This window comes from Burkholderia sp. FERM BP-3421 (assembly GCF_028657905.1).
Lineage (GTDB): Bacteria > Pseudomonadota > Gammaproteobacteria > Burkholderiales > Burkholderiaceae > Burkholderia.
Genome location: NZ_CP117781.1, coordinates 2,966,321 through 2,987,576, shown reverse-complemented (window position 1 = coordinate 2,987,576; position 21,256 = coordinate 2,966,321). Strand labels below are relative to the sequence as shown.

The following is a 21,256-nucleotide window of genomic DNA, read 5'->3' as shown; positions in this document are numbered from 1 at the left end:
CAAGCTCCTGGAAAGCAGTGCGAGCACAAGAAGTGAGCCAATGAGGGCCGCTTGATCCGGATGGTTCAGGCGGTTGGCGGGCTTCGGCGCGGTGCGATCCCGATAGCATTTATTTAGAAATACTAATAGTGAGAACTGGATTGGCTGCGCGTCGTCGCGCGGCCGGCGATATCACGAGGGCCTCGAGAATCGCGGCGACGCCGCAGCTGAACCGCGCGGACGTGACGAACCCATGGCCGACCGGGCATATTGCGCCTGGCCTGCCCGTCGCGTCCGCGCACGGAAGTGCCAGCAGAACCTGAGAGAGCAAGTCAGACCGGGCGGCTTTCATGCCGATTCACCCCGGCTTATATGATCCGACGGAAGACGGGGTGTCCTGCGCACGTGGCGGGACGCCCCGATCCTCCGCATTCGTTTCCCGGCGGCGCAGTCATGCTCCGGTCCCGGCCGTCAGGTCGCGGCCCGCGGCAATGCACGCCGGTTGCAACAGGGCGACGGCCACGCGCCGCGATCCCGATTCATTTTGTCGATGTCTTTACTGAGGGGTATTGATATGCACTCATTGTTTCGGACTACTTCATACATGTCGATTGGTGTTGCGCTTGCCTGCGCAATGACGACGTCCGTCGCACACGCGGACGTGGGAGATCGGCCGGCCGCGACGAGCAGCGGCGCAGGCCCGGTCAACCAGCTGATCGTGAAGCTGCGGCCCGCCGCGCAGGCTGCGCGCGGCGCCGCGTCCGCAACGGGCGGAGCGCAAGCGGGCACACCTCAGGCGGCGGGCATCGATGCGGTGATCGATCGCGTGCTGGCGGCGCGGCGTACGCGGGCGGCGAGTCGCGCGTTCGGCGCGGCGGCCGCGGCGGCGCCCGGCAATGCGGCGGATCCGGCCGCCGGCGTGCGCGTGAAGCGCGACATGTCGGGCGGCGCGACCGTGCTGGCCTTGCAGCGACAGGTGACGGCGGCCGAGGCCGAGGCGCTCGCGCGCGATTTCGCGGCCGACGGCGCCGTCGAGTATGCGGAGCCGGACGTGCGGCTGCGCGCGCTGCTCACGCCGAACGACACGCGCTACAGCGAGCAGTGGGGTTACTTCAACCCGGTCGGCGGCGCGAACCTGCCGGCCGCCTGGGACCGGACCACGGGCTCCGACAAGATCGTGGTGGCGGTGGTCGATACCGGCTATCGCCCGCATGCGGATCTCGCCGCGAATCTGCTGCCGGGCTATGACTTCGTCAGCGACACGGCGGGCGCGAACGATGGCGGCGGCCGCGACGCCGATGCATCGGATCCGGGCGACTGGTTGACGCAGCAGGAGGTCGACGATCCCTCCGGGCCGTTCTACCGGTGCAACGTCGATCAATCGGGCAACACCTATCCGACCGCATCGTGGCATGGCACCCACGTGGCCGGCACGACGGTCAGCAACAACGGCGCGGGCGTCGCGGGGATCTCGTGGAAGGGCAAGGTGCTGCCGGTGCGCGTGCTCGGCAAGTGCGGCGGCACGCTGAGCGACATCGTGGACGGCATGCGCTGGGCGGCCGGCCTCTCGGTGCCGGGCGCGCCCGTCAACCGCAATCCGGCGCGGGTGCTGAACTTCAGCCTGGGCGGCCGGGCGAACAGTTGCAGCCGCAGCTATCAGAGCGCGATCAACGAAGTGACCGCGAAGGGCTCGGTGGTCGTGGTGGCGGCGGGTAACGAGAACGCGCAGGCTGCCAGTTCGCAACCGGCCAACTGCCAGGGCGTGATCACCGTGGGCGCGACCGACAGCAACGGCCGGCGCGCGAGCTTCAGCAACTACGGCTCGATCGTGAAGATCTCCGCGCCGGGCGTCGGCATCCTGTCGACGTTGAACAGCGGGCGCAAGGGTCCGGCGGAGGACAGCTACGCGAGCTACAACGGCACCAGCATGTCCACGCCGCACGTGGCGGGCACGGTGGCGCTGATGCTCGCGGCGAACCCGTCGCTGACGCCCGCGCAGGTGCTGCAGAAGCTGCAGGCGAGCGCGCGGCGCTTCCCGAGCGGCTCGGGCTGCACGACCAGCACGTGCGGCGCTGGGCTGCTCGACGCGGGCGCGGCGGTTTCGTCGGCCGCGCAATAAGCGGGGCGGCGACGGTGGTGTGTCGCCGCGGCCCGCCGCGCCGGGTGCTCCGGTGCGGCGGGCGGCAGGCGGGACGATCGAGGCGTCGGAACGACCGGACACGATCCGGCGTTCATATCAACGAGAACCAAGGGGGATTCAATGAAACATCAAGCAAGACAAGCGGCGCGGCCCTGGCTCGCCGCGCTGGGCGCCGCCGCGTTGCTGGCCGCGTGCGGCGGCGATGACGGCGGCGTGGGCGGGGCGGCGTCGTCGCTCGCGCAGAACCGGGCGGCCGATGCGCCGTCCGCTGCCGCTGCCGCCGAGCGCGGCAGTCCGCATGTATCGCCGTCCGGCGTGCCGTATGCGGCGCAGCCCGACAGCAAATACCCGCCCGTGATCCGCGACGGGCAGGTGCAGCCGTCGCTGTCGGGCGCGACCATCACCGAGCAGGCCTGGGTCGAGACGCCGGTGGATTCCGACGGCGACGGCGTCAAGGACCGGATCCACGTCCGCGTCGTGCGGCCGGCCGAAACCGATCGCGGCGCGCTCACGCCGGTCATCGTGCTCGCGAGCCCGTACTACAACAATCTGGCGGACAGCCCCAACCACGACGTCGACGTCGAGCTGGACGGCAGCGCGCATCCGCCGTCGGTCAACGCGCGGATCGCGAGCGCCGCGCCGTTGTCGCGCCTGCGGCAGCAGGCCGAGGTCGCGGCCGCCGCGCGCTCGTGGATCGAAGGGTACTTCGTGCCGCGCGGTTTCACGATCGTCTATGCGGATTCGCTGGGCACCGCCGGCTCGGACGGCTGCCCGACCATCGTGACGCGCGAGGAGTCGGTCGCGATGGCGTCGGTGATCCGCTGGCTCGGTCGCGACGCGGCCGCGAAGGACGCGGCGGGCAAGCCGATCGTGGCGAGCTGGTCGACCGGGCACGTGGGGATGTATGGCGTGTCCTACGACGGCACTTTGCCGAAGATGGTCGCCAGCCTGCGCACGCGCGGGCTCGATGCGATCGTGCCGATCGCGGGCCTGTCCAACATGTACGGCTATTACCGCGCGGGCGGCCTGGTGCGCGCGCCGGAGGGCTATCAGGGCGAGGACGTCGACGTCTACGTGAAGGCGCTGCTGACCAATGCGCATCCGGAGCGCTGCACGAAGGTGGTCGACGAAGCGGCGCGGCGCGAGGATCGCGCGACGGGCGACTATTCGGCGTTCTGGCTCGCGCGGGAGATTCCGACCGAGCGTGCCGTCGCGCCCGCGCTGATCGCGCAGGGGCTGGCCGACGACAACGTCCGCACCGAACAGTCGACCTCGTGGTATCTGGCGATGCGCCGCCAGGGCGTGCCGACGCAGCAGTGGCTGCACCGTGCGAAGCATATCGATCCGCGCAGCCGGCCCGCGTTCGCCGAGGCGTGGCCGGCGCAGGTCAACCGCTGGTTCACGCGCTACCTGCTCGGCAATGCGAACGGGGTCGAGCGCGATCCGGGCGCGGTGATCGAGCAGACCGACGGCAGCGTGCTGAAGGAGGCCGCATGGCCCGCGCGCGGTGCGCGGCAGGTGACCTACTTCGCGGGCGGCGACGGCAGCCGGGAAGGGGTGCTGCTGCGCTATCCGACGGGCGGGCCGCTTGCCGTGTTCAGCGACGACGCGCGCATTCCGGCGCTGACGCTCGCGAACACCGACAGCGGCGCGCATCGCAGCCGTTTCGAGACCGCACCGCTCGCGACGGCAAGCCGCATTTCCGGCACGCCGACGGCGCGGGTGCGCGTGACGCTGTCGGCCGCGGCGAACCTGACCGCGCTGATCGTCGATCGCGCGCCGGACGGCACCGCGACGATCGTCACGCGGGCCTGGACGGATGCGCGCAATCCGGTGTCGATGTGGTGGTCGCAGCCGGTGCTCGCAGGCATGCCGTACGATCTGCAACTGACCTTCATGCCGCGCGACTACACGCTCGAGCCCGGCCATCGCCTCGGTCTCGTCGTGCTGTCGAGCGACAATGAAGCGACCCTGCGGCCGACGCCGGGCACGGAGCTGCGGCTCGATCCGGTCGGCACCTCGCTGACGGTGCCGCTCGCGGGCGCCTGACGGGGCGGTGCGCGGTGGTCCACGGGCGCGGTCGGGCGCGTGGGCTGCCGTTTTCTTATTCGGATCCGCCGTCGCTGATCCGAGGGGGGCCGCCGGTCGTTGCGCCGGCGGCCCCGATCCCGGCCGCCCGCAATGGGCCGGCGCGTTGCGCGGAGCCGGCTTCGGCAGGGCTTCGGCACGCTCGGGAAAATCTTCGGCTATATCTTTTGTCCCGCGTGGCCTTCGGGCAGTGGCGTTTCGTACTTGCGAGATCGGTTGGCGCTTCGCGCCTTGATTTGCATGGCCCGATTCGCGGTGCGTTGGAGGCGGTCCGTATTTCAATACGGGACGTCATCATGGAGGAGCAGGCGGGTTTCGACTCAGGCTGGGGGCGCGACTGGATCGACGTCGCCGGCTGACCAAGCCGGGTGAGCGGCAAGACCGTGTTCGACTGCCGATGCAGCGCGGAAGAACGGCGCGCGTTCATCGCATTCGAGCGGGAAGACACCTGATTCGAACCAGTGCATTTCGCGCATCCCGCGTCTCGATCGAGCCGGACGCGCGTTCACGGGGCCGCGCCGATCTTCCTGCTGTCGGGCGTTTTTCCCTGCGCTGGCGTTCATGCCGGTTGTCGCATCCACGGCGGTTTCATCCGGCCGGCATACATCAGGCGTGGGACGCGCGCTGTCCCGATGCGTCGTGTCGCGCCGTCGCATATTCGCATGCATGCCGACAATCAGTCGTAATCCGAATGAATGATCGAAACCAGCAAGCCATGGCGACGCCGGAAGCGGCGTGTCGCCGTGGATGTCCTATCGAGGTGGCCGTATACCAGAGCCCCCGAGCCCCCGCATCGCCCGCCGTCACGCATCGAGCGCGGTCGGGCGGCCATGTTCGAGCAGATGGGTTTCCCACAGCCCCGCGATTTCCGCGATATGTTCCCAGCCGGCGATGTGCGCGGCACCGCGGATCCGATGGATCGCATAGCGCGCGCCTTCCGGATCGTTGTCATCGAGCGCGTGCTTGAGCAGCGCGATATCGCCTTCCAGCGCCCGGATGTTGAACTGCCCCGGCGCATCGACGGAAGGCGCGGGTGCGGCCGGCGATTCGACCGGTGCGCCGATCGCGGCATCCGGACACCACATCGCGATCAGCTCGCGCAGCGCGCCGAGCCGCAGCGGTTTCGCCAGGATGCCGTCCATTCCGCTCGTCACGCAGCGCATCCGATGCTCGTCGTCGGTGGCGGCCGAGATCGCGATCAGCGGTGTGTGGCGGCCAGTCGCCGCTTCCCATTCGCGCATGCGTTCAGCGACCGTGTACCCGCTGATGTCAGGCAGGTTGCAATCGAGCAGCACCATGTCGTAGGCGCCGTGCTCGAACGCGGCGAGCGCGGCAGAACCCGTTCCGGCGATGAACGACGCACAGCCGAGCGCATCGAGCTGGCTGCGGAGCGCGAGCTGGACGGCTTCATGGTCGTCGACCACGAGCAGTTGCGGTTTGCGCCGGGCGTCGGGGGTCTCGGCCGACGGCGACAGCGGCAGGGGCGCAGGCGACGCGGATGACTCCGGCGTCGACGCGTCGCCGGATGGCCGCGGCGGGCCCGCGAGCAGAGGGGGCGGCGCGCGCCGGGCCGTGGGCGGCGCATGGCCCGGTTCCTCGATCAGGGCGGGAATCCGCACCGTGAAGCTCGTGTTGCCGCCCAGCGTGCTCTGCACGTCGATGCTGCCGCCCATCAGCACGCACAGCTCCTTGCAGATCGCGAGGCCCAGGCCCGCGCCGCTGTTGCTGCGCCGCGAGGACTGCTCCGCCTGCCAGTACGCATCGAACAGATGCGGCAGCTGCTCGGGCAGGATGCCGATGCCGGTATCGAATACTTCGAGCGTGAGCGTGCCGGTCCAGTCGGAGCGGGTCGTCTGCGCGTAGCCGATGCGCAGGCCCACCCAACCCTGGTCGGTGAACTTGATCGCGTTGATGAGCAGGTTCGATACGATCTGGCGCAGCCGCATCGGGTCGATCAACAAGGTCAGCTGCGGATTGCATTCGATCTCGAGCGACAGCGAGAGCCCCTTCTTCTCGGCCCGGCAACGCACCATGTCGAGCGTGTCATCGGCCCATGCGCCGATCGGCGTGGCGATGCGTTCGAGCCGCGCGCCGCGCGAGCCCACCCGCGAGTATTCGAGCACCTCGTCGAGCAGCGCGAGCAGCGTCTCGGAGGCCACGATCGCGGCGCTGGTCCGCTCGGCGAGCGCCGGATCCAGCCGCGATCCCTGCAGCAACTCGAGCGACGACAGCACGGTGTGCATGGGCGTGCGCACCTCGTGGCTCATGAACGCGAGGAACGCGCTCTTGTCGCGCTCGCTGCGCACCGCGCGGGCGCGCGCCTTCATCGAGATCAGCGCGAGGATCGCGAACCCGAGCATCGCGACCGCGACCGCGAGCAGCTGCTTCCAGCGATAGCGGAGAATCGACTCGAAGGTGGGCTGCCCGTAGTTCGCCTGCCCGAGCCATTGGTCGAGAATGGCTTCCGTCTGGCGCGAGGACATCGCCGCCAGCGACTTGTCGATGATCGAGGCGAGGATCGGCATGTCCTTGCGCGTCACCATCGATACCGAGACCGGATGGCTCGCGGCCATCCCCGACACGAACAGGCGATTGGTGAAGCGACGCCGGACGGTCGGCAGCATCGAGGCGTCGACGCCGATCGCCGCGTCGGCGAGACCGTCGCGCACGGCTTCGAGCGCCTGTTCCTCGTCCTTGAAGCGCAGGATCTCGATGCCCGGGTATTTGCTGCGCAGGAAGTATTCGATGCCGCCGTCGCGCTTGATGGCGACGCGCTTGCCGGTCAGCTTGCCGAGGTCGAAGACCATCGTGTGGTCGTTCGCGGTGACGATCGCGATGCGGCAGACGAGATAGGGCGTGGTGCTGACCGCGTTATCGCCGAACCGCGCGTGTATCGACTCGTTCCAGATGTCGGGCAGCAGATCGAGCTGGCCTTCCTGCAGCATCCTGAGCGAGTGTCCCCATTGCGCTTGCTGCACCGGCTCGAAATGCAGGCCCGAGATGAGCGAGATGGCGTCGAGGTAGGACGGGATGATGCCGACGCGGCGGCCGCGGTCGACGTATTCGAATGGGCGCCAGCTCGGCTCCGAGGCGACGCGTACGACCGGATGCGCACGGATCCAGTCGCGCTCCTCGTCGGTGAACGCGGGCGCGGGCCCCGCAGCGAATGCCGTGGGCAGCCAGAACGCCAGCAGGCACGCGACCAGCCGCCGTCGCCACGTCGCGCCGGCGGGCCGGGCCTTCGGATGAAGACCCGGCCCGCCGGCGCGATGCGACGCGGAAGACGGCCTGGCGAGGAAGCGGAACGAAACGAAATGCACGATGTGATGCGCTGACGGCGGGAGCATGGGTCGAGGCGAGCCATGGTATCGCCGTCTGTCGGAGGGATTTGGCGGTTGTCCTATGTTTAAGACAAAAACTGTAGGTTGTTTCTTAAAATCGAACGAGTACTAATATGGCGGGCGTTTCGGACGCTTTCCAGTACGCGGGATGCGTGTCGTTTTCGGCGGCGGAAGGGCCGCCTATTGCTTGGTTCGCCCTTGTCATGCGGGCCGCGCCGCGGCATGGGCGTGCGTTGTGCCGGGGGTGAGGCGACGCAGCGGGCCCGTGTGGCCGCATGCATTGGCGTGGGTTGCGGCAAGGCGCGGGAGCGCGCGCGTCGGCGCGAAGCCTGGTCTCACAGGAGCCGGCATCCGGATTCACGCGGGAATGCGGTGCACGAACGGGACGGCTCAGTGCCGTCGGGTCCGCGCGCGGGCCGGCGCGGGGCGGGAGCAGGGCCGCTCAGGCGGCGTCGTGGAAGATGAGGCCCAGCGTGGTGCGCTGGCCGTCGTGCACGCGGCTGACGCCGTGGCGCATGCTCGCGCGCGCGAAGCCGCGCGCGCTGCGCACGGGCCGGTGGTTGACCGCGAATACGACGCCGTCGCCTTGCCGCAGCGGCACGATTTCAGCACGCGGCGCTCCGCGCGCGGCCTGCTCGGTCAGCATCAGCTCGCCGCCGCCGAAGTCGCGACCGGGTTCGTCGAGCAGGAACACGGCCTGCAGCGGGAACACGTGCTCGCCGTACAGGTCCTGGTGCAGACAGCAATAGTCGCCCGCGCGATAGCGCAGCATCAGCGGCGTCGGGCGTCGCTGCCCCGCGGCGTGACAGCGGGCGAGCAAGGCCGCGTGCTCGGCGGGAAAGCGCGCGTCGATCCGCAGCGCCGCATGCCAGCGGTTCGCGATCGGCGCGAGCAAGGGATACAGCGCGGCGCGCAAGTCGGCCACGGGTTCCGGAAGCGGATAGCTGAAGTAACGGTATTCACCTTGTCCGAAATGATGGCGCGACATCACGACGCGACTGCGAAAGCGCGTCGCGGCGTCGTCATACAGCGCCGCGGCCGCGCGGCACAGGTCGGGCGTCAGCACCGACGGCAGGATCGCATAGCCGCGCGTCGCGAGGTCGGCCTCCAGCGTTGGCCAGTCGAGCGCACCCAGGCGCGCGGCGGGCGAGGTCTCGGCCTCGGGCGCGAGCGTGGGGCCGGACGTGAAATCGAGCGGCAAGGTCGTCATCGGCAAGCTCATCGTTCCTCGGTGGTGCCCGTATTCTACGTAATGCCCGGCGCGGCGACCATGATGTCGGCGCGGTGTGGCCGGGGATGCTCGACCGGATCCGCGGCGGGCTGGCGCTGGCCGTGCTCAACGCATTGCTCGCCATCGCGACGCTGGTGCCCGCGCGGGTTGTCCATCCGACGGCCGCGTTCCCGCGACGTGCTGTTCGGCGCGACGTTCCTGTCGGCCATCGCGTCGACCACGGCGTTCGCTGCGGCACGACCTGCCGTGGGCGAAGGGCACCCGCGCGTTTGCGACGATCTTCATGTTCGGCCAGACCGAGCGGCCGTTCGCGATCGGCTGAGTGTCGAACCGCGCGGGGCCGGCGCGCAGGTTCGCGCATTCGGCGCTGACGCTGTTCGTGGGCGCGGCCCTCGCGGCCGGGCCGCGCGCGCCGCGCGCGGCGGCGTAGTCAGCCTCGGGCCGCGCGGCGCGGCGTCACCGCACGGATGCCGTGCGCGCGACGCGATGAAACGCGCGGTTGAAGTAGATGAGGCTGTCGCCGTCGTCGCGCACGCGAATCGACGTTGTCTCGATGAACATCACCGAATGCGACCCGACCTCCTTCATCTCGGCGATCGTACCCTGCACGCTCGCGAGCGCGTCGCGCAGCACGGGCACGTCCCGCTCGCCGCGATCCCAGACGGGCAAGTCGAAGCGACGTTCCATCGGCAACTCGGTGAGTCCCGCGAAATGCCGCGCGAGGAGTTCGTGCTCGGCCGGCAGCACGTTGATGCAGACGTGGCGATTGCGCTCGAAGATCGCATGCAGCGCGCTCGACCGGTTGAGGCAGACCAGCACGGTCGGCGGAGTGTCGGTGACGGAGCACACGGCGCTCGCCGTGATGCCGCCGCGGCCGTGCGGTCCGGCCGTGGTGATCACGTTGACGGCCGCGCCGAGGTGGGCCATCGCCTGGCGGAAGGCCTTCAGCGTATCGGTCGGCTCGACGCGCGTCGTGCGCTGGCGGTCGGATGCGAAGGGCGAAGCGGACGCGGCGGACGCGGCGGGAGTAGGGGGCATGGGGTGCTCCTGAGTGAACGAAAGCGGCGATGGCGCGTGCGCGAGCAGCGCGGCGGATCGTTAACGATGACGCGAGCGTACGTCGCGAAAAAGCGGAAGAACATTCGAACGATTGACGCCGGAGCTGGCATTTCCGCCAACACGTCTAAAGGTTCTACCTATCGTTGGATCGCGCCCCGAGGAAAAAACGCGATCGCGCGTTCATGCGAGGCATGCAGGGGTTTTCAGTGGGTTTCCGGCTCGTTATGATGTGCCGTATCCCCCGCGAGCGCGAGCGCAACGGGCCGGTCGCCGGCTTCGCGCGCGATGCGTCCGATACCCATACCGATATTTTCGAGACAACCCGATGACGCCATCCGCTCCGATCGTATACATCGTCGACGACGACGGCGGCATGCGGACCTCGCTCGCGTGGTTGCTCGAATCGGTCGGGATTGCTTCGGAAGGGTTCGCGAACGCGGCGGATTTTCTCGCGCGCTTCGACGTGAACCTGCCCGCGTGCCTGGTGCTCGACGTGCGCATGCCGGAGAAGGGCGGGTTCGACGTGCAGGCGGAACTGAATGCGCGCGGCGCGACGCTGCCGGTGATCTTCGTCAGCGGGCACGGCGACATCCCGATGTCCGTGCGCGCACTGCAGAACGGCGCGATTGATTTCGTCGAGAAGCCGTACAACTCGCAGCAGATGCTCGAATGCGTGCAGCGCGCGCTGCGGCTCGCGCGGCAGCGGCATGCATCGGGCAGGCGTCACCGCGAATTGCGTCAGCGGCTCGATGCGCTGACCGCGCGCGAGAAAGAGGTGCTGCGCGGCGTCATCGATGGCAAGGGCAGCAAGCAGATCGCGTCGGACCTGTCGATCAGCGTGAAGACTGTCGACGTGCATCGCGCGAGCATCAAGGAGAAACTCGGCGCGACGTCGATCGCGGCACTGGTGCGCGACGTGATGGCGGTGTGGGGCGACGAAGGCGACGCGTCGCGCTAGCGTTGCGGGCGGTGGCGCGGCGCGCACGCGCCGGCTCACCGCATATACAACCCGCCGTTGATATCCCAGCACGCGCCGTTCGCGAAATGCGCGTCGCCGGACGCAAGCAGCACGGCCGCGTCCGCGACGAACCCGGCCGAGCCGAGGCGCCCGCCCGGCAGGCTGGCGAGCACGCGCCGGAGGCTCTCCGGCGCGACGCTTTCATAAACGATCGGCAAATCGAGCGGCCCCGGCGAGATCGCGTTGACCGTCACGCCTTGTGCGGCGAGATCGCGCGCGAACACCTTGGTCAGCGTCAGCGTGCCGCCCTTCGCGGCCGCGTAGTGAGCGCCCGTCGCCGAGCCGCCGTTCTGTCCAGCGAGCGATGCGATGTTGACGATGCGGCCCGCGCCGCGCGACGAAAAATACTGGCCGAATACCTGGCATCCGAACAGCACGCTGCGCAGATTGACGTCGATCACCCGATCGAACTGCTCGGCCGTGATCTCCATCGCGGGCACGACTTTCGACGCGCCCGCGTTGTTGACGAGCACGTCGATCGCGCCCCAGCGCGCGACGAGCGCATCGCGCGCGGCTTCGAAATCGCGTTTGGACGTGACGTCGAGCGGCAGCGCGACGACGCGCGCGCCGTCGGGGTCGAGCACGCGGGTGTGCGCCTCGATGGCGTCGACGGCGATGTCGGCAAGCGCGACGCGATAGCCGGCCGCATGAAAGCGTTCGGCGATGACGGCGCCGAGCCCGCGCGCGGCGCCGGTGACAAGTACGACTCGATCGGACATGGTTCATGGATTCCGGGTAGGCGTACGCGCCGGCGCGTACGCATGATGGATCAGGCGGCCAGCGCCGCCTCGAAGTGCGCGGCGATCGCGCATACCTGTTCGTCCGCGCCCTTGCGCCCGACGATCTGCAGCCCGCTCTTCAGCGGCGAGCCGGCGAGCGGCAGCGGCAGGCTGAGCGCGGGATGGCCGCTCAGGTTGAACGGGCGGATCAGCGACGACATCGCGATCACCGACACGCCGCTGCGCGCCTCGTCGAGCGTGATCGGCAACGCAGGGAGCGTCGGCAGCACGAGCACATCCGCGTTGCGCAGCGCGAAGTCCACCTGCGCGGCGAACCGCGCGCGCACGACTTCGGCGGCGGCCTGCGTGGCGGGCGTGGTCGTCGCGGCGGTGCGCAGCCGCGCATCGAGATCGGCGCCGAGCCGGCCGGTCGCGACGAGGTGGCCGAACGCGCGCGAGGTCTCCGCGTTGATCACCGTGAGGCCGGCATCGAAGGCGGCGCGCAGGTCGTCGAGCACGATGCGCCGCGAACGATAGCCGGCCGCGCGGATGGCCGCGTCGAGCGCGGCGGCGATGGCCGGATCGGCGTCGACGACGACTTGCGCGACGGTGCAATCCGTTACCGGCGTCGTCGCGAGCGTGCGATCGAAGCCGGGTGCGATTGCGGCCATCGCTGCGGCGAGCATGCGGATGTCGCGCGCGAACGGCCCCACGCAGTCGAGCGTCGATTCGGCCGGTGCGACGCCGCGCCGCGATACGCGGCCGAAGGTCGGCTTCAGGCCGGTGACGCCGCAGCAGGCGGCCGGCCCGCGAATCGAGCCGCCGGTGTCGGTGCCGAGCGCCGCGTCGACCGCACCGAGGCCGACCAGCGACGCGGAGCCGCTCGACGAGCCGCCCGGAATGCGCGTCGCATCCTGCGGATTGACCGGCGTGCCGGTGTAGTCGTTGATGCCCGTCATGCCGAACGCCAGCTCATGCATGTTCGCCTTGCCGGCGATCTGCCAGCCGGCATCGAGCAGCAGGCGCACGACGTCCGCGTGTTGCGCGGCGGGCGGCGCGTCGGCCAGCGCTCGGCTGGCCGCGCGGGTCGGACGGCCCGCGATGTCGATGGTGTCCTTGATCGCGATCGTCGGGCCCGGCCCGCCGAAGGTGACGGTGTCGATGAAGCCTGTCATGGTGTGGGGCGTGCGAAAGGGTCAGGGCCGGGGCGCAGTGGCGAGCGGCCATGGGCCGTCGAGCACGCGTTCGGTGCGGAAATGGCGGATCAGCCAGGTCGAGCCGTCGCCGGCCGGCGCGAAATCGACGCTCAGCCGCGCAGCGATCAGCTCTGCCGTGCCGTCGGCGTAACGTGAAGCCTGCAGCATGATCCAGCGGCCGCGCGCGATGGCGTGGCCGGCGTCGACGTCGATCGATTCCGACGTCAGGAAGTGCAGGTTCGCCGAGAAATGCGGGTCGGGCGGCAGATAGCGGCGCAGCATCGCGATGATCGCATCGATGCCTGCGAGGCGGCCGAACCTGCTTGCGTACTGTGGGCCGATGCCCTCCCACACCGCGTCGGCCGCGAACAGGCCGGCGAGGGCCGGGCCGTCGCCGGCCGCCCCGGGCACGTCGCACAGCGCCATGTAGCGCGTCATCGCCGCGCGCACCGCGCGTTCGGCGTCGAGCGTCGCCACGCGGCGGATCAGGACGTCGAGCGCATCGAGCCGGGCGTGCGCACCGTCAAGACTCGACCGAGGGATCGCGGGCGTCGTCATCGCTGGAATCACGACGTGGGCCGCGCGGTCGGCGGTACGGTCAACGCACGGCCGACCCGCGCCTCGATCTTGCCGTAGCGCCACAGGTTGTATTCGCCGACCGGCGTCGTGCGATACAGGTTGCACACCGCGACCGTGGTGTCGAAGTCGGCGACGTCGGCCATGATGTAGAAGGTCCACGGCGCGCCGTCGGCCTGGCCGACGACGAGCCGGTCGTCATCCATCACGCCGAGCACGCGCACGCCCGGCATCGCCTCGACGGCCGCGAGCATCGCGCCGTGCGCCTGCCAGACTTCGCCGATCTTCTCGCGCGGCAGGTCGAAGAAGTTTTGCGAGACGCCGCAGCAGAACAGCACGCGCAGCGGCAGCGGATTCGAATCGGACATGACAGGATGCTCCTGAGGAATCGGGGTTGCCCGGCCGGCCGGCACGGGCATCGTCGAGGATGACATCGCGAAGCGACGCGGGTTACAAGTAGCCGGGAAACGGCGCGACGCCGGTGAACACCGCGCCGGCGCCGTCGAAGTTGCCCTCGGCGAGAAATGCGTGCTGCGTGACGATCATCGCGTCGCGCAGCAGGCGCTGCAGCGGATGCGAGCGGTAGATCGCGGGCGTGCCGCCGAGACGGTACGCCCGTTCGACGACGCTCGCGCCTTCGCGCGCGATGTGCGTGGCCGCGAGCCGCAGCATGCTGACCTGGTCGGGCGTTACCGGGTTGCCGGCGAGGATCGATTGCCAGACGGTGTCGGTCGCATCGTAGAAGAACGCGCGCGCCGAGCGCAACTGTGCTTCGGCCTTCGCAAGCTCGATGCGGAAGTACGCGCGATCGGCGAGGCGCGGCGCGCCGGTGGTCGTCTGTCGCCCGCCCGACATGCGGTTCACGACATCGAGCGCCGCGCGCGCCAGGCCGAGGTTGACGACGGCGAGCACCTGAGCGGCATACGCGACGGTCGGGTAGCGGTACAGCGGTTCGTCGACGGTCGGTTCGCCGCCGCGCACGAAGGTCCAGGCGTCGGCCACGAAGCGGTCGTCGACGCGCAGGTCGTGGCTGCCGGTGCCCTGCATGCCGACCACGCTCCAGTTCTCGACGATCTCGACTTCGGCGGCGCGGAACACGGCCGTGCGCGGCTTGTTCGGTGCGGCATCCCGCCCGCCGGGCACCGCGATGCCGACGCCGAGCCAGTCGGCGCCCTTGCAGCCGCTGGCGAATTTCCACGTGCCGTTGACGCGCCAGCCGCCGGGCGCAGGCTTTGCCGGCTGTACCGGGAACAGGCCGCCCGCGAATACCTGGTCGGGGCCGTTCGCGTACAGCTCCGCCTGCGTGTCGAGCGGCAGCGCGGCGAGATACACGTTGGCCGAACCGAAGCTCGCGACCCACGCAGCCGAGCCGTCGGCGAGCGCGATCCGCTCGATCATGTCGAGGAATGCGGTGGGCGCGAGCGCATCGCCACCGAAACGGCGCGGCGTGCCCGCCCGGTAGATGCCAGCCTGCTTGAACAACGCGATCATGTCGCGCGGCACGTGCGACAGACGGTCGAACTCGTCGCGGCGTGCGGCGACGGCGTCGATCACGGCGTCGAGCGGCGACAGCCGCGCGGCCGGTTCGCCGGCGGCGTGCGGTGAGGGCGACGCGGTGTCGAGGGCGAGTTCGGCATGGGGCATGGCTGTCTCCTGATGCGAATGAGCGTTCGGGTGCGGGCGGCGCCGGCGTCCCGCGGCAAGCGGCGCGACACACGATGCCACCAGTCTAGAAACGCCGGAAACGCGCGGCAATTGGTGCGATCGGTCGCGCGACAGGGGGCGTTCCGTGCCGAACTAAAGAAATCTTCAGATGCGATCCGCGCGCGCCGGTGCTATGTTGAGATGCCGGCCGCGCGACGTCGCGCGTCCTCATCCGACGCCGATCATGAGCTTTCCCGACGAAGACGATTTCCACCGCCTGCTCGATGCACTGACGATCTGCGTGCTGCTGCACGATGCCCGGACGAAGGCGATCGTATGGGCGAACCGCGCCGCGTGCATCGCGCTCGGCTTTTCCGTCGAGGAGCTGTTGCCGCTGAAGGCGCCGGACATGACGCGCCCCGGACCGAAGTACCGCCGCGAGATCGGCGTGGGCGCGATGGATCGGGCGATCGTCGACGGGCCGCAGGTGTACGAGTGGTGCTACCGGTCGCGCGCGGGCGTCGACATGTTGTCGGAGGCGATCGCGACCTATGTGCCGCTGCACGGGCGCGACGTCGTGATGGTGCAGTTTCGCGACATCAGCGCGGAGGAGGCGATCCGCCAGCAGTTGCGCCGCTACGAGGCGCGGTTGCGCGAGTTCATGCAGGACCTCGACGAAGGCATCGCGGTCGCGACGCCGCATGGTGGCGTGCAGTTCATCAGCGAGTCGGGGCGGCGCGTGCTCGGGCTTGCGCCGGACGACGCGCCCGGCGCGCTGCTCGACTACTGCGCCGGGGCCGACCGCGACCGGCTCGCCATGCAGCTTCGCGCCGCGCCGTCGGCGTGCCCCTCCGATCCGCAGCGCTACCGGATCGCGCGGCGCGACGGCGCGTTGTGCTGGCTGCGCATTCTGTGCCGGCAGGTCGAGATCGAAGGCGATCTGGGCGGCCTGCTCGTGCAGTTTCGCGACGTGAGCGCCGAAGTCGCGATCGAGGATGCGCGGCGCGCCGAAGCGCGGATGCTCGAATACGCGGGCCGCTACAACGCGATGGGCGAGATGGCGACGGTGATCGCGCACGAGCTGAGCCAGCCGCTCGCGGCGGTGCGCAACTTCATCGGGGGCGCGGTGCGGCGGCTGAACGCGCGCGGCGCGGTGGACGACGCAATCTGGGGGCTGCGCAGCGCTGACCGGCAGGCGGAACACGCGGCGCTCATCATCAAGAGCGTGCGCGAATTCATCGTGAAGCGCGAGCCCGTCGTCGTGGTCGCGGACCTGCGCGACATCGTCGCCGACGCTGCGTACTTCATCGAGCTGCGCGCGAAGGAAGCCGGCGTGACGGTCGCGATCGCGCAGGCGGACGCGCCGCTGCCGATCCGCTGCGAGCGCGTGCTGATCGGGCAGGTGATCCTGAATCTCGCGTTCAACGCGATCGAGGCGTTCGCCGGCTGCGAGCGCACGTCGCGCGCGCTGATGCTCGGCACGGCAGCCGTCGGGGGGCAGGCCGAGCTGCGTGCGATCGACAACGGTCCGGGCATTGCCGACGGCGCGCACGGCCGGCTGTTCGATGGCTTCTCGTCGTCGAAGGCCGGCGGCAACGGGATCGGGCTGTCGCTGTGCAAGAGCATCGTCACGCGCCACGGCGGGCGGATCGGCGCGAGTCCTGCCGGCGGCGGCGGGCTCGACTGCCGCGTGACGTTGCCGCTCGCCGAAGCAACCCCCGACGCGCACCGGCCTTAGCGAGCGTCGCGGCGCAGGCGAACGTGGGATCGCCCGGCCGTCCGGCGGCCGGCGCGTATCGGTGGGCGGGCACGCACGGGGCGCACGATCAGCGTCCGAGCGCCCGCGCGGTCTGGCCGCCGATGCCGAAATCGGTGTTCGGAATGTCCTTGATCATCACGCGCGTCGCGTGCAGCGGCGCATCGAGCACGCCGGCGGCGACGTCGGACAGCGCGGCGATCAGTGCGCATTTCTGCGCGTCGGTGCGGCCGGCGATCAGGATCGCGACGATCACGGGCGGCGGCGGCGCGCCGTCCGCCGCGCCGCGGCCGCCGAGCCCGATGTGGGCCGCTGGCAATTCGCTGAGCAGGATGCGGATCGATTCGGCCGGCGCGCCGATCGCGTCGACCGTCGCGCCGGTGAGGCCGGCGATCAGCGCGGCCTTGCGGGCATCGCCGTGGCCGGCCGGCAGGAAAACTTCGAGTGTGGGCATGGTCGTCGGGAAAGGATAGCGGGCGCGGCCGCGGTTTCGCCGCCGTCGTCAAGCCGCGGCGATCGCGCCGGCGGACCGGCGGCGAAACCGCGTGCGCTTACAGCAGGAAGCCGATCGCGCTGAGCGCTTCGGTCGAGTCGATCAGGCGTACGACTTTCGCTGCGATCCGCATCTCGCCGTCCGCGTCGACGCGCAGCCGGTGCGTGACGTCGGCCGCGAACAGCGTCGCGGCGCCGCGCTTGTACGCGACGACGACCTGCGCCGATTTGAGTTCGACGGCGTCGATGGTGCTGCTTTCCAGCGTGAAGCGCGACACGGTGCGCACCGTGCGCGCCGCGTCGGACGCCGACGCCGAATAGCCGGACAGCATCCGCTGCACGCGCTTCTCGCGCATGTCGCGATCGTCGAACACGTAGTTGAGCGTCGCCGCGAAGTCGGTTGCGTCGGGATCGATCGGCACCACGTAATGGCCGGCCGGTTCCCACAGGTCGAGCCACGCGCGGTAGTCGCGGCGGTCGAGCAGTTCGGCTTCGCGCCACACGAATTCGACCGCGCGGGCGAAGGTCTGCTGAGAGAAAAGGATGTTGCGGTCGTCCATCATTGTTGCTCCATCAGCTTGCGCCATTGCCGGTAAGCCTCGCGCATGCCGGTTTCGTCGGTCGCATGCGCGGTCTTTTCGCCGTTCGCGGCGGTCGTTTCGCGGTTCAGCCCGCGGTTCACGAGGATCGCCACGTCGGGGCCGGCATGCGCGCCGCGCTGCACGCGCTCCCACGCTTCCGCGTCGTCGGGGCTGCCGAAGCCGAACGGGCCCTGGAAGTGCTCGTGGATGCGCAGCCGCTCGCGGTTCGCTTCGTCAGGGCCGCCGTCCATTGCGAGCGCGACGTGGCGAATCTCGGTCTCGTTCGCGGAGATCGGCCGCAGCACGCGGAAGAACGCCATCGACAGCGCGAGGTTCGGGAACAGGTTCAGGTTGAAGCCAACGCCCATCAACGAGCGCACGATGCGACGCACTGCGTCCGGCGCGTGGCGCTCGGCGAGCGTCGCCGCGAGCGGCGCGAAACGCTCGGGCAGCGGCGCACCGTCGTCCTCGTCGAGGTCGATCAGACCGGGCATCAGCACAGCCAGGCTGTGGCCGTTGCCGAGCCCGCGGCAGAACGCGTCCTCGCTGGTCATGAAGCGGGTGATCGCGGCGGCCGTCTCGTCGTCGATCGACTTCATCCACGACTTGTGCACGACCGGGAAGTGGTAGAGATCCGTCGTGTTCTCGAGCTGGATCTTCCAGTTGCCCTTGAATTTGAACTTGTGCTCGCCGTTCGCCTTGACCGGATAGCCGGCGCCCTGCTTCATGAACAGGTCGATCCACGGCTTCGCGCCGCCGAGGAAATCGTCGAGCGGTTCGACGTCGTCGTCGAAGCTCGCGAAGATCAGCCCCTGGTACATGCCGACCCGCAGCTTCACGAGCGGCAGGTCGCCTTTCTCGCACACGCCTTCGTAGCCGTCGCCGTAAGGCAGCGCGCGCAGCGTGCCGTCGAGCGCGTACGACCAGCTGTGGTACGGGCACGTGAAGCTCTTCGTGTTGCCCTTGTGCGCTTCGCAGACGGTCGCGCCGCGATGGCGGCAGCGGTTCTGCAGCACGTTGATCCCGCCGGTCCTGTCGCGCACGACGATCACCGGCTGGCGGCCGATCGTCGTCGTGACGAAGTCGCCCGGGTTCGGCAACTCGCTCTCGTGTGCGACCCAGATCCAGGTGCGGTAGAAGATGCGTTCGAGCTCCGTCTCGAACAGCGTGGGATCGTGATACATCGCGGGCGCGATGCGGTCGGACTGCGCGAGACCGTGCAGCGCGCGGGTGTCGATCGTCTGGTAGGGAAGGTCGCTCATCGTCGTCGTGGGGAAAGAGTCGTGGAATCGGGCCGTGCCGTGCGCGGCGTCCGGGTTCGGGAAGCAGTCTCGCCTCCGGTGATATATCCGTCAAATTGATCTAAAATTGACTACTAAATAAATTTGGCAAATGAAGGAGCCGGCGATGACATCGATCGATCATCTCGATCTGAACCTGCTGCGGGTGTTCCAGGCGATCGTCGAGGAGCGCAGCCTGACCAGGGCCGGCGAGCGGCTCGCGCTGTCGCAGCCGGCCGTCAGCTATTCGCTTGGCCGGCTGCGCACGCTGTTCGACGATCCGCTGTTCGTGCGCACGCGCGCGGGCATGCAGCCGACGCCGGTCGCGCTCGAACTCGCGGGCATCGTCGGCAAGGCGCTCGACATGGTGCGCGTCGCGCTGCGCTACGCGGAGCGCTTCGATCCGGCGGTCAGCACGCGCACGTTCCGGCTGTCGCTGTCGGATGCCGGCGAGATGGCGTATCTGCCCGCGATCTGCCAGGCGCTGCGCGCGCACGCGCCGCGCGTGACGCTGAGCGTGCAGCCGCTGCCGGTCGAGGAGATCGAGGAGGCGTTGCGCGCGAGCCGGCTCGATTTCGCCATCGGCAACCTGCCGGAGCTGATGCCGCGCACGTGTCATCAGGTGCTGTTCGAGGAAACCTACGCATGCATGACGGGCCGCCGGCGCGGCCTGCCGGCGGGCGGCGCGCTGAGCCTCGAGCAGTTCGTGCGCGCGGCGCACGTCAACGTGAAGTCGGTCGAGCACAGCCACCACGCACTCGACGATGCGCTGCGCGTGCAGGGCGTGGGGCGCAATATCGCGCTCGAGGTGCCGCACTTCGTCGCACTGCCGAGCGTGCTGTCGGTCACGGATCTCTACGCGACGCTGCCGAAGCGGCTCGCGCGCATCCTGAACCGCGACAACGGGTTCCGGCTCTACGACCTGCCCGTGACGCTGCCGCCCGCGCCGGTGACGATGCACTGGCACGCGCATTTTCACGAGGATGAAGGCATCGCGTGGATGCGGGAACTGCTGGCCGGGATCGTCGCGCGTTTCGACGGTGCGTGAGCGTGCGACTGCGCGGTACGACGCCGTGCGTCGCGGCGCATCAGAGATCGAGGACGAGCACCGGCGAGCGCGCGCGCGACACGCAGCAGCAGATCACCGTGTTGCTCGCCCGTTCCGCCTTGCTGAGGCAATGGTCGCGATGGTCGGGCTCGCCGTCGACGACGGATACCATGCAGGTGCCGCACACGCCTTCGCCGCACGACGTATCGACTTCGATGCCGATCTGCGCGAGCGCGTCGACGATCGACGTGTCGGGCGCGACGCGCACCGTCCGGCCGCTGCGTTGCAGGCGCACTTCGAAGCCGTCGGCCGCGTCGGCTCCGGACGCCGCCGGTTCGGCGGCGAAGCGCTCGAGGTGGATCGAGTCTTCCGGTAAGCGCGTCGCGGCCGCCGCGACGACCGCATCCATGAACGGCCCCGGGCCGCACGTGTAGACGTGCGCCTCCGCATCGATCGCGTCGACGCAGCGGCCGAGCCGGGCCGCGAGCGCGTCGGGCTCTACGGCGTAGTGGAACGTCACGTGCGACGCAAATGGTTCGGCCGACAGCGCGTCGACGAAGGCCGCATGCTCGCGGCTGCGCGCGAAATAGTGCAACCGGTGGCGAGCGCCGCGCCGGTGCAGTGCGTACGCCATCGACAGCAGCGGCGTGATGCCGATGCCGGCCGCGATCAGCACGTGCTCGCTGGCGCTTGCCGCGAGCCGGAACAGGTTGCGCGGCGCACTGATCGACAACTCGGCGCCGATCGTTGCGTCGTCGTGCAGCGACCGCGAGCCGCCGCGCGACCGCGCTTCCTTCTTGACCGCGAACAGATAGCTGCCGCGCTCGTCCGGGTCGCCGCACAGCGAATATTGGCGCGTGACGCCCGACGGCGCGGTGACGTCGATATGGGCGCCTGGTTCGTACGCGTCGAACGGCCGGCCGTCTACGCGCGAAACCCGGAAACAGCGGATGTCCTGTGCCGCGTCGATCAGCGCGTCGATCCGGACTTGGTGGCGGTTCGCTTGCATGGATGATTCCGTGGGGTACGAGGAAAACCGGCGCGGCGAGTGCCGCCGCGCCGTGATGCGATCGAGAATAGGGATCGACTCAGCATAAATCAAATCGAT

Annotated in this window: 17 protein-coding genes and 1 pseudogene; 6 read left to right on the top strand and 12 right to left on the bottom strand. The window is 69.5% G+C overall.

What is annotated here, in order from left to right; translation table 11 throughout:
• Positions 1 to 553: 553 nt before the first annotated feature.
• The gene (locus tag Bsp3421_RS16050) at positions 554 to 2,098 is read left to right on the top strand and encodes a S8 family peptidase (RefSeq protein WP_443111462.1); all 1,545 of its coding nucleotides are present in this window, start codon (positions 554 to 556) and stop codon (positions 2,096 to 2,098) included.
• Between the two features lie 141 nt (positions 2,099 to 2,239).
• Positions 2,240 to 4,168 carry a Xaa-Pro dipeptidyl-peptidase gene (locus tag Bsp3421_RS16045; protein WP_273996906.1) on the top strand — a complete coding sequence of 643 codons (1,929 nt, stop codon included), beginning with the start codon at positions 2,240 to 2,242 and terminating at the stop codon, positions 4,166 to 4,168.
• Between the two features lie 842 nt (positions 4,169 to 5,010).
• Here the strand turns inward: Bsp3421_RS16045 and Bsp3421_RS16040 are convergent.
• Positions 5,011 to 7,554, bottom strand: coding sequence for an ATP-binding protein (locus Bsp3421_RS16040; protein WP_273996905.1), 2,544 nt, complete (start codon positions 7,552 to 7,554; stop codon positions 5,011 to 5,013).
• A 436-nt stretch (positions 7,555 to 7,990) separates the two neighbouring features.
• The gene (locus Bsp3421_RS16035; protein WP_273996904.1) at positions 7,991 to 8,758 is read right to left on the bottom strand and encodes a 2OG-Fe(II) oxygenase; all 768 of its coding nucleotides are present in this window, start codon (positions 8,756 to 8,758) and stop codon (positions 7,991 to 7,993) included.
• 18 nt (positions 8,759 to 8,776) lie between these two features.
• Between Bsp3421_RS16035 and Bsp3421_RS16030 the strand changes: the two are divergent.
• A pseudogene (locus tag Bsp3421_RS16030) lies at positions 8,777 to 9,209 on the top strand (YbfB/YjiJ family MFS transporter); the annotation flags it as partial.
• 26 nt (positions 9,210 to 9,235) lie between these two features.
• On the opposite strand, the gene hpaC reads toward Bsp3421_RS16030, so the two are convergent.
• Positions 9,236 to 9,817: a 4-hydroxyphenylacetate 3-monooxygenase, reductase component gene (gene hpaC, locus Bsp3421_RS16025; protein ID WP_443111461.1), complete on the bottom strand. Its 582-nt coding sequence runs from the start codon at positions 9,815 to 9,817 to the stop codon at positions 9,236 to 9,238.
• A gap of 346 nt (positions 9,818 to 10,163) precedes the next feature.
• Here hpaC and Bsp3421_RS16020 point away from each other — a divergent pair, with 346 nt between their 5' ends.
• Positions 10,164 to 10,796 carry a response regulator transcription factor gene (locus tag Bsp3421_RS16020; RefSeq protein ID WP_273996903.1) on the top strand — a complete coding sequence of 211 codons (633 nt, stop codon included), beginning with the start codon at positions 10,164 to 10,166 and terminating at the stop codon, positions 10,794 to 10,796.
• A gap of 35 nt (positions 10,797 to 10,831) precedes the next feature.
• On the opposite strand, the gene Bsp3421_RS16015 is transcribed toward Bsp3421_RS16020, so the two are convergent.
• The 5 genes from Bsp3421_RS16015 to Bsp3421_RS15995 all read right to left on the bottom strand — a co-directional run bounded on the left by Bsp3421_RS16015 (position 10,832) and on the right by Bsp3421_RS15995 (position 14,991).
• Positions 10,832 to 11,575 (bottom strand): SDR family NAD(P)-dependent oxidoreductase, encoded by a 744-nt coding sequence (locus tag Bsp3421_RS16015; RefSeq protein WP_273996902.1) that lies wholly within the window; start codon positions 11,573 to 11,575, stop codon positions 10,832 to 10,834.
• 50 nt (positions 11,576 to 11,625) lie between these two features.
• The gene (locus Bsp3421_RS16010; protein ID WP_273996901.1) at positions 11,626 to 12,750 is read right to left on the bottom strand and encodes an amidase; all 1,125 of its coding nucleotides are present in this window, start codon (positions 12,748 to 12,750) and stop codon (positions 11,626 to 11,628) included.
• Between the two features lie 21 nt (positions 12,751 to 12,771).
• Positions 12,772 to 13,329: a nuclear transport factor 2 family protein gene (locus Bsp3421_RS16005; RefSeq protein WP_273996900.1), complete on the bottom strand. Its 558-nt coding sequence runs from the start codon at positions 13,327 to 13,329 to the stop codon at positions 12,772 to 12,774.
• 8 nt (positions 13,330 to 13,337) lie between these two features.
• Positions 13,338 to 13,715 (bottom strand): hypothetical protein, encoded by a 378-nt coding sequence (locus Bsp3421_RS16000; RefSeq protein ID WP_273996899.1) that lies wholly within the window; start codon positions 13,713 to 13,715, stop codon positions 13,338 to 13,340.
• Positions 13,716 to 13,797: 82 nt separating this feature from the next.
• Complete coding sequence (locus tag Bsp3421_RS15995) at positions 13,798 to 14,991, bottom strand: acyl-CoA dehydrogenase family protein (protein ID WP_273996898.1); 1,194 nt, start codon at positions 14,989 to 14,991, stop codon at positions 13,798 to 13,800.
• A gap of 169 nt (positions 14,992 to 15,160) precedes the next feature.
• Here Bsp3421_RS15995 and Bsp3421_RS15990 point away from each other — a divergent pair, with 169 nt between their 5' ends.
• Positions 15,161 to 16,729, top strand: a complete 1,569-nt coding sequence (locus tag Bsp3421_RS15990; RefSeq protein ID WP_273996897.1) for a PAS domain-containing sensor histidine kinase — start codon at positions 15,161 to 15,163, stop codon at positions 16,727 to 16,729.
• An 88-nt stretch (positions 16,730 to 16,817) separates the two neighbouring features.
• Here Bsp3421_RS15990 and Bsp3421_RS15985 read toward each other — a convergent pair whose 3' ends face one another.
• From Bsp3421_RS15985 to Bsp3421_RS15975, 3 genes are all read right to left on the bottom strand, one after another.
• On the bottom strand, positions 16,818 to 17,201 hold the full coding sequence (locus tag Bsp3421_RS15985; RefSeq protein WP_273996896.1) for a tautomerase family protein: 384 nt from the start codon (positions 17,199 to 17,201) through the stop codon (positions 16,818 to 16,820).
• A gap of 97 nt (positions 17,202 to 17,298) precedes the next feature.
• Positions 17,299 to 17,802, bottom strand: a complete 504-nt coding sequence (locus Bsp3421_RS15980) for an aromatic-ring-hydroxylating dioxygenase subunit beta (RefSeq protein ID WP_273996895.1) — start codon at positions 17,800 to 17,802, stop codon at positions 17,299 to 17,301.
• The gene (locus Bsp3421_RS15975; RefSeq protein ID WP_273996894.1) at positions 17,799 to 19,082 is read right to left on the bottom strand and encodes an aromatic ring-hydroxylating oxygenase subunit alpha; all 1,284 of its coding nucleotides are present in this window, start codon (positions 19,080 to 19,082) and stop codon (positions 17,799 to 17,801) included. Before Bsp3421_RS15975 ends, Bsp3421_RS15980 begins: the two co-directional genes overlap by 4 nt.
• A gap of 145 nt (positions 19,083 to 19,227) precedes the next feature.
• Here Bsp3421_RS15975 and Bsp3421_RS15970 point away from each other — a divergent pair, with 145 nt between their 5' ends.
• Positions 19,228 to 20,148: a LysR family transcriptional regulator gene (locus Bsp3421_RS15970; RefSeq protein ID WP_273996893.1), complete on the top strand. Its 921-nt coding sequence runs from the start codon at positions 19,228 to 19,230 to the stop codon at positions 20,146 to 20,148.
• 40 nt (positions 20,149 to 20,188) lie between these two features.
• Here the strand turns inward: Bsp3421_RS15970 and Bsp3421_RS15965 are convergent, their stop codons facing one another.
• Positions 20,189 to 21,157 carry a PDR/VanB family oxidoreductase gene (locus Bsp3421_RS15965; RefSeq protein WP_273996892.1) on the bottom strand — a complete coding sequence of 323 codons (969 nt, stop codon included), beginning with the start codon at positions 21,155 to 21,157 and terminating at the stop codon, positions 20,189 to 20,191.
• Between the last annotated feature and the right edge of the window lie 99 nt (positions 21,158 to 21,256).

Excerpts from the sequence above, each read along its gene's own strand:
- Bsp3421_RS15995 (WP_273996898.1), bottom strand. The coding sequence starts at position 14,991 with ATGCCCCATGCCGAACTCGCCCTCGACACCGCGTCGCCCTCACCGCAC.
- Bsp3421_RS16020 (WP_273996903.1), top strand. The coding sequence starts at position 10,164 with ATGACGCCATCCGCTCCGATCGTATACATCGTCGACGACGACGGCGGC.
- Bsp3421_RS15965 (WP_273996892.1), bottom strand. The coding sequence starts at position 21,157 with ATGCAAGCGAACCGCCACCAAGTCCGGATCGACGCGCTGATCGACGCG.
- Bsp3421_RS15990 (WP_273996897.1), top strand. The coding sequence starts at position 15,161 with ATGCGATCCGCGCGCGCCGGTGCTATGTTGAGATGCCGGCCGCGCGAC.
- Bsp3421_RS16000 (WP_273996899.1), bottom strand. The coding sequence starts at position 13,715 with ATGTCCGATTCGAATCCGCTGCCGCTGCGCGTGCTGTTCTGCTGCGGC.
- Bsp3421_RS15975 (WP_273996894.1), bottom strand. The coding sequence starts at position 19,082 with ATGAGCGACCTTCCCTACCAGACGATCGACACCCGCGCGCTGCACGGT.
- Bsp3421_RS15970 (WP_273996893.1), top strand. The coding sequence starts at position 19,228 with ATGACATCGATCGATCATCTCGATCTGAACCTGCTGCGGGTGTTCCAG.
- Bsp3421_RS16040 (WP_273996905.1), bottom strand. The coding sequence starts at position 7,554 with ATGCTCCCGCCGTCAGCGCATCACATCGTGCATTTCGTTTCGTTCCGC.
- Bsp3421_RS15985 (WP_273996896.1), bottom strand. The coding sequence starts at position 17,201 with ATGCCCACACTCGAAGTTTTCCTGCCGGCCGGCCACGGCGATGCCCGC.
- Bsp3421_RS16005 (WP_273996900.1), bottom strand. The coding sequence starts at position 13,329 with ATGACGACGCCCGCGATCCCTCGGTCGAGTCTTGACGGTGCGCACGCC.
- Bsp3421_RS16010 (WP_273996901.1), bottom strand. The coding sequence starts at position 12,750 with ATGACAGGCTTCATCGACACCGTCACCTTCGGCGGGCCGGGCCCGACG.
- Bsp3421_RS15980 (WP_273996895.1), bottom strand. The coding sequence starts at position 17,802 with ATGATGGACGACCGCAACATCCTTTTCTCTCAGCAGACCTTCGCCCGC.
- Bsp3421_RS16035 (WP_273996904.1), bottom strand. The coding sequence starts at position 8,758 with ATGACGACCTTGCCGCTCGATTTCACGTCCGGCCCCACGCTCGCGCCC.
- Bsp3421_RS16045 (WP_273996906.1), top strand. The coding sequence starts at position 2,240 with ATGAAACATCAAGCAAGACAAGCGGCGCGGCCCTGGCTCGCCGCGCTG.
- hpaC (WP_443111461.1), bottom strand. The coding sequence starts at position 9,817 with ATGCCCCCTACTCCCGCCGCGTCCGCCGCGTCCGCTTCGCCCTTCGCA.
- Bsp3421_RS16015 (WP_273996902.1), bottom strand. The coding sequence starts at position 11,575 with ATGTCCGATCGAGTCGTACTTGTCACCGGCGCCGCGCGCGGGCTCGGC.
- Bsp3421_RS16050 (WP_443111462.1), top strand. The coding sequence starts at position 554 with ATGCACTCATTGTTTCGGACTACTTCATACATGTCGATTGGTGTTGCG.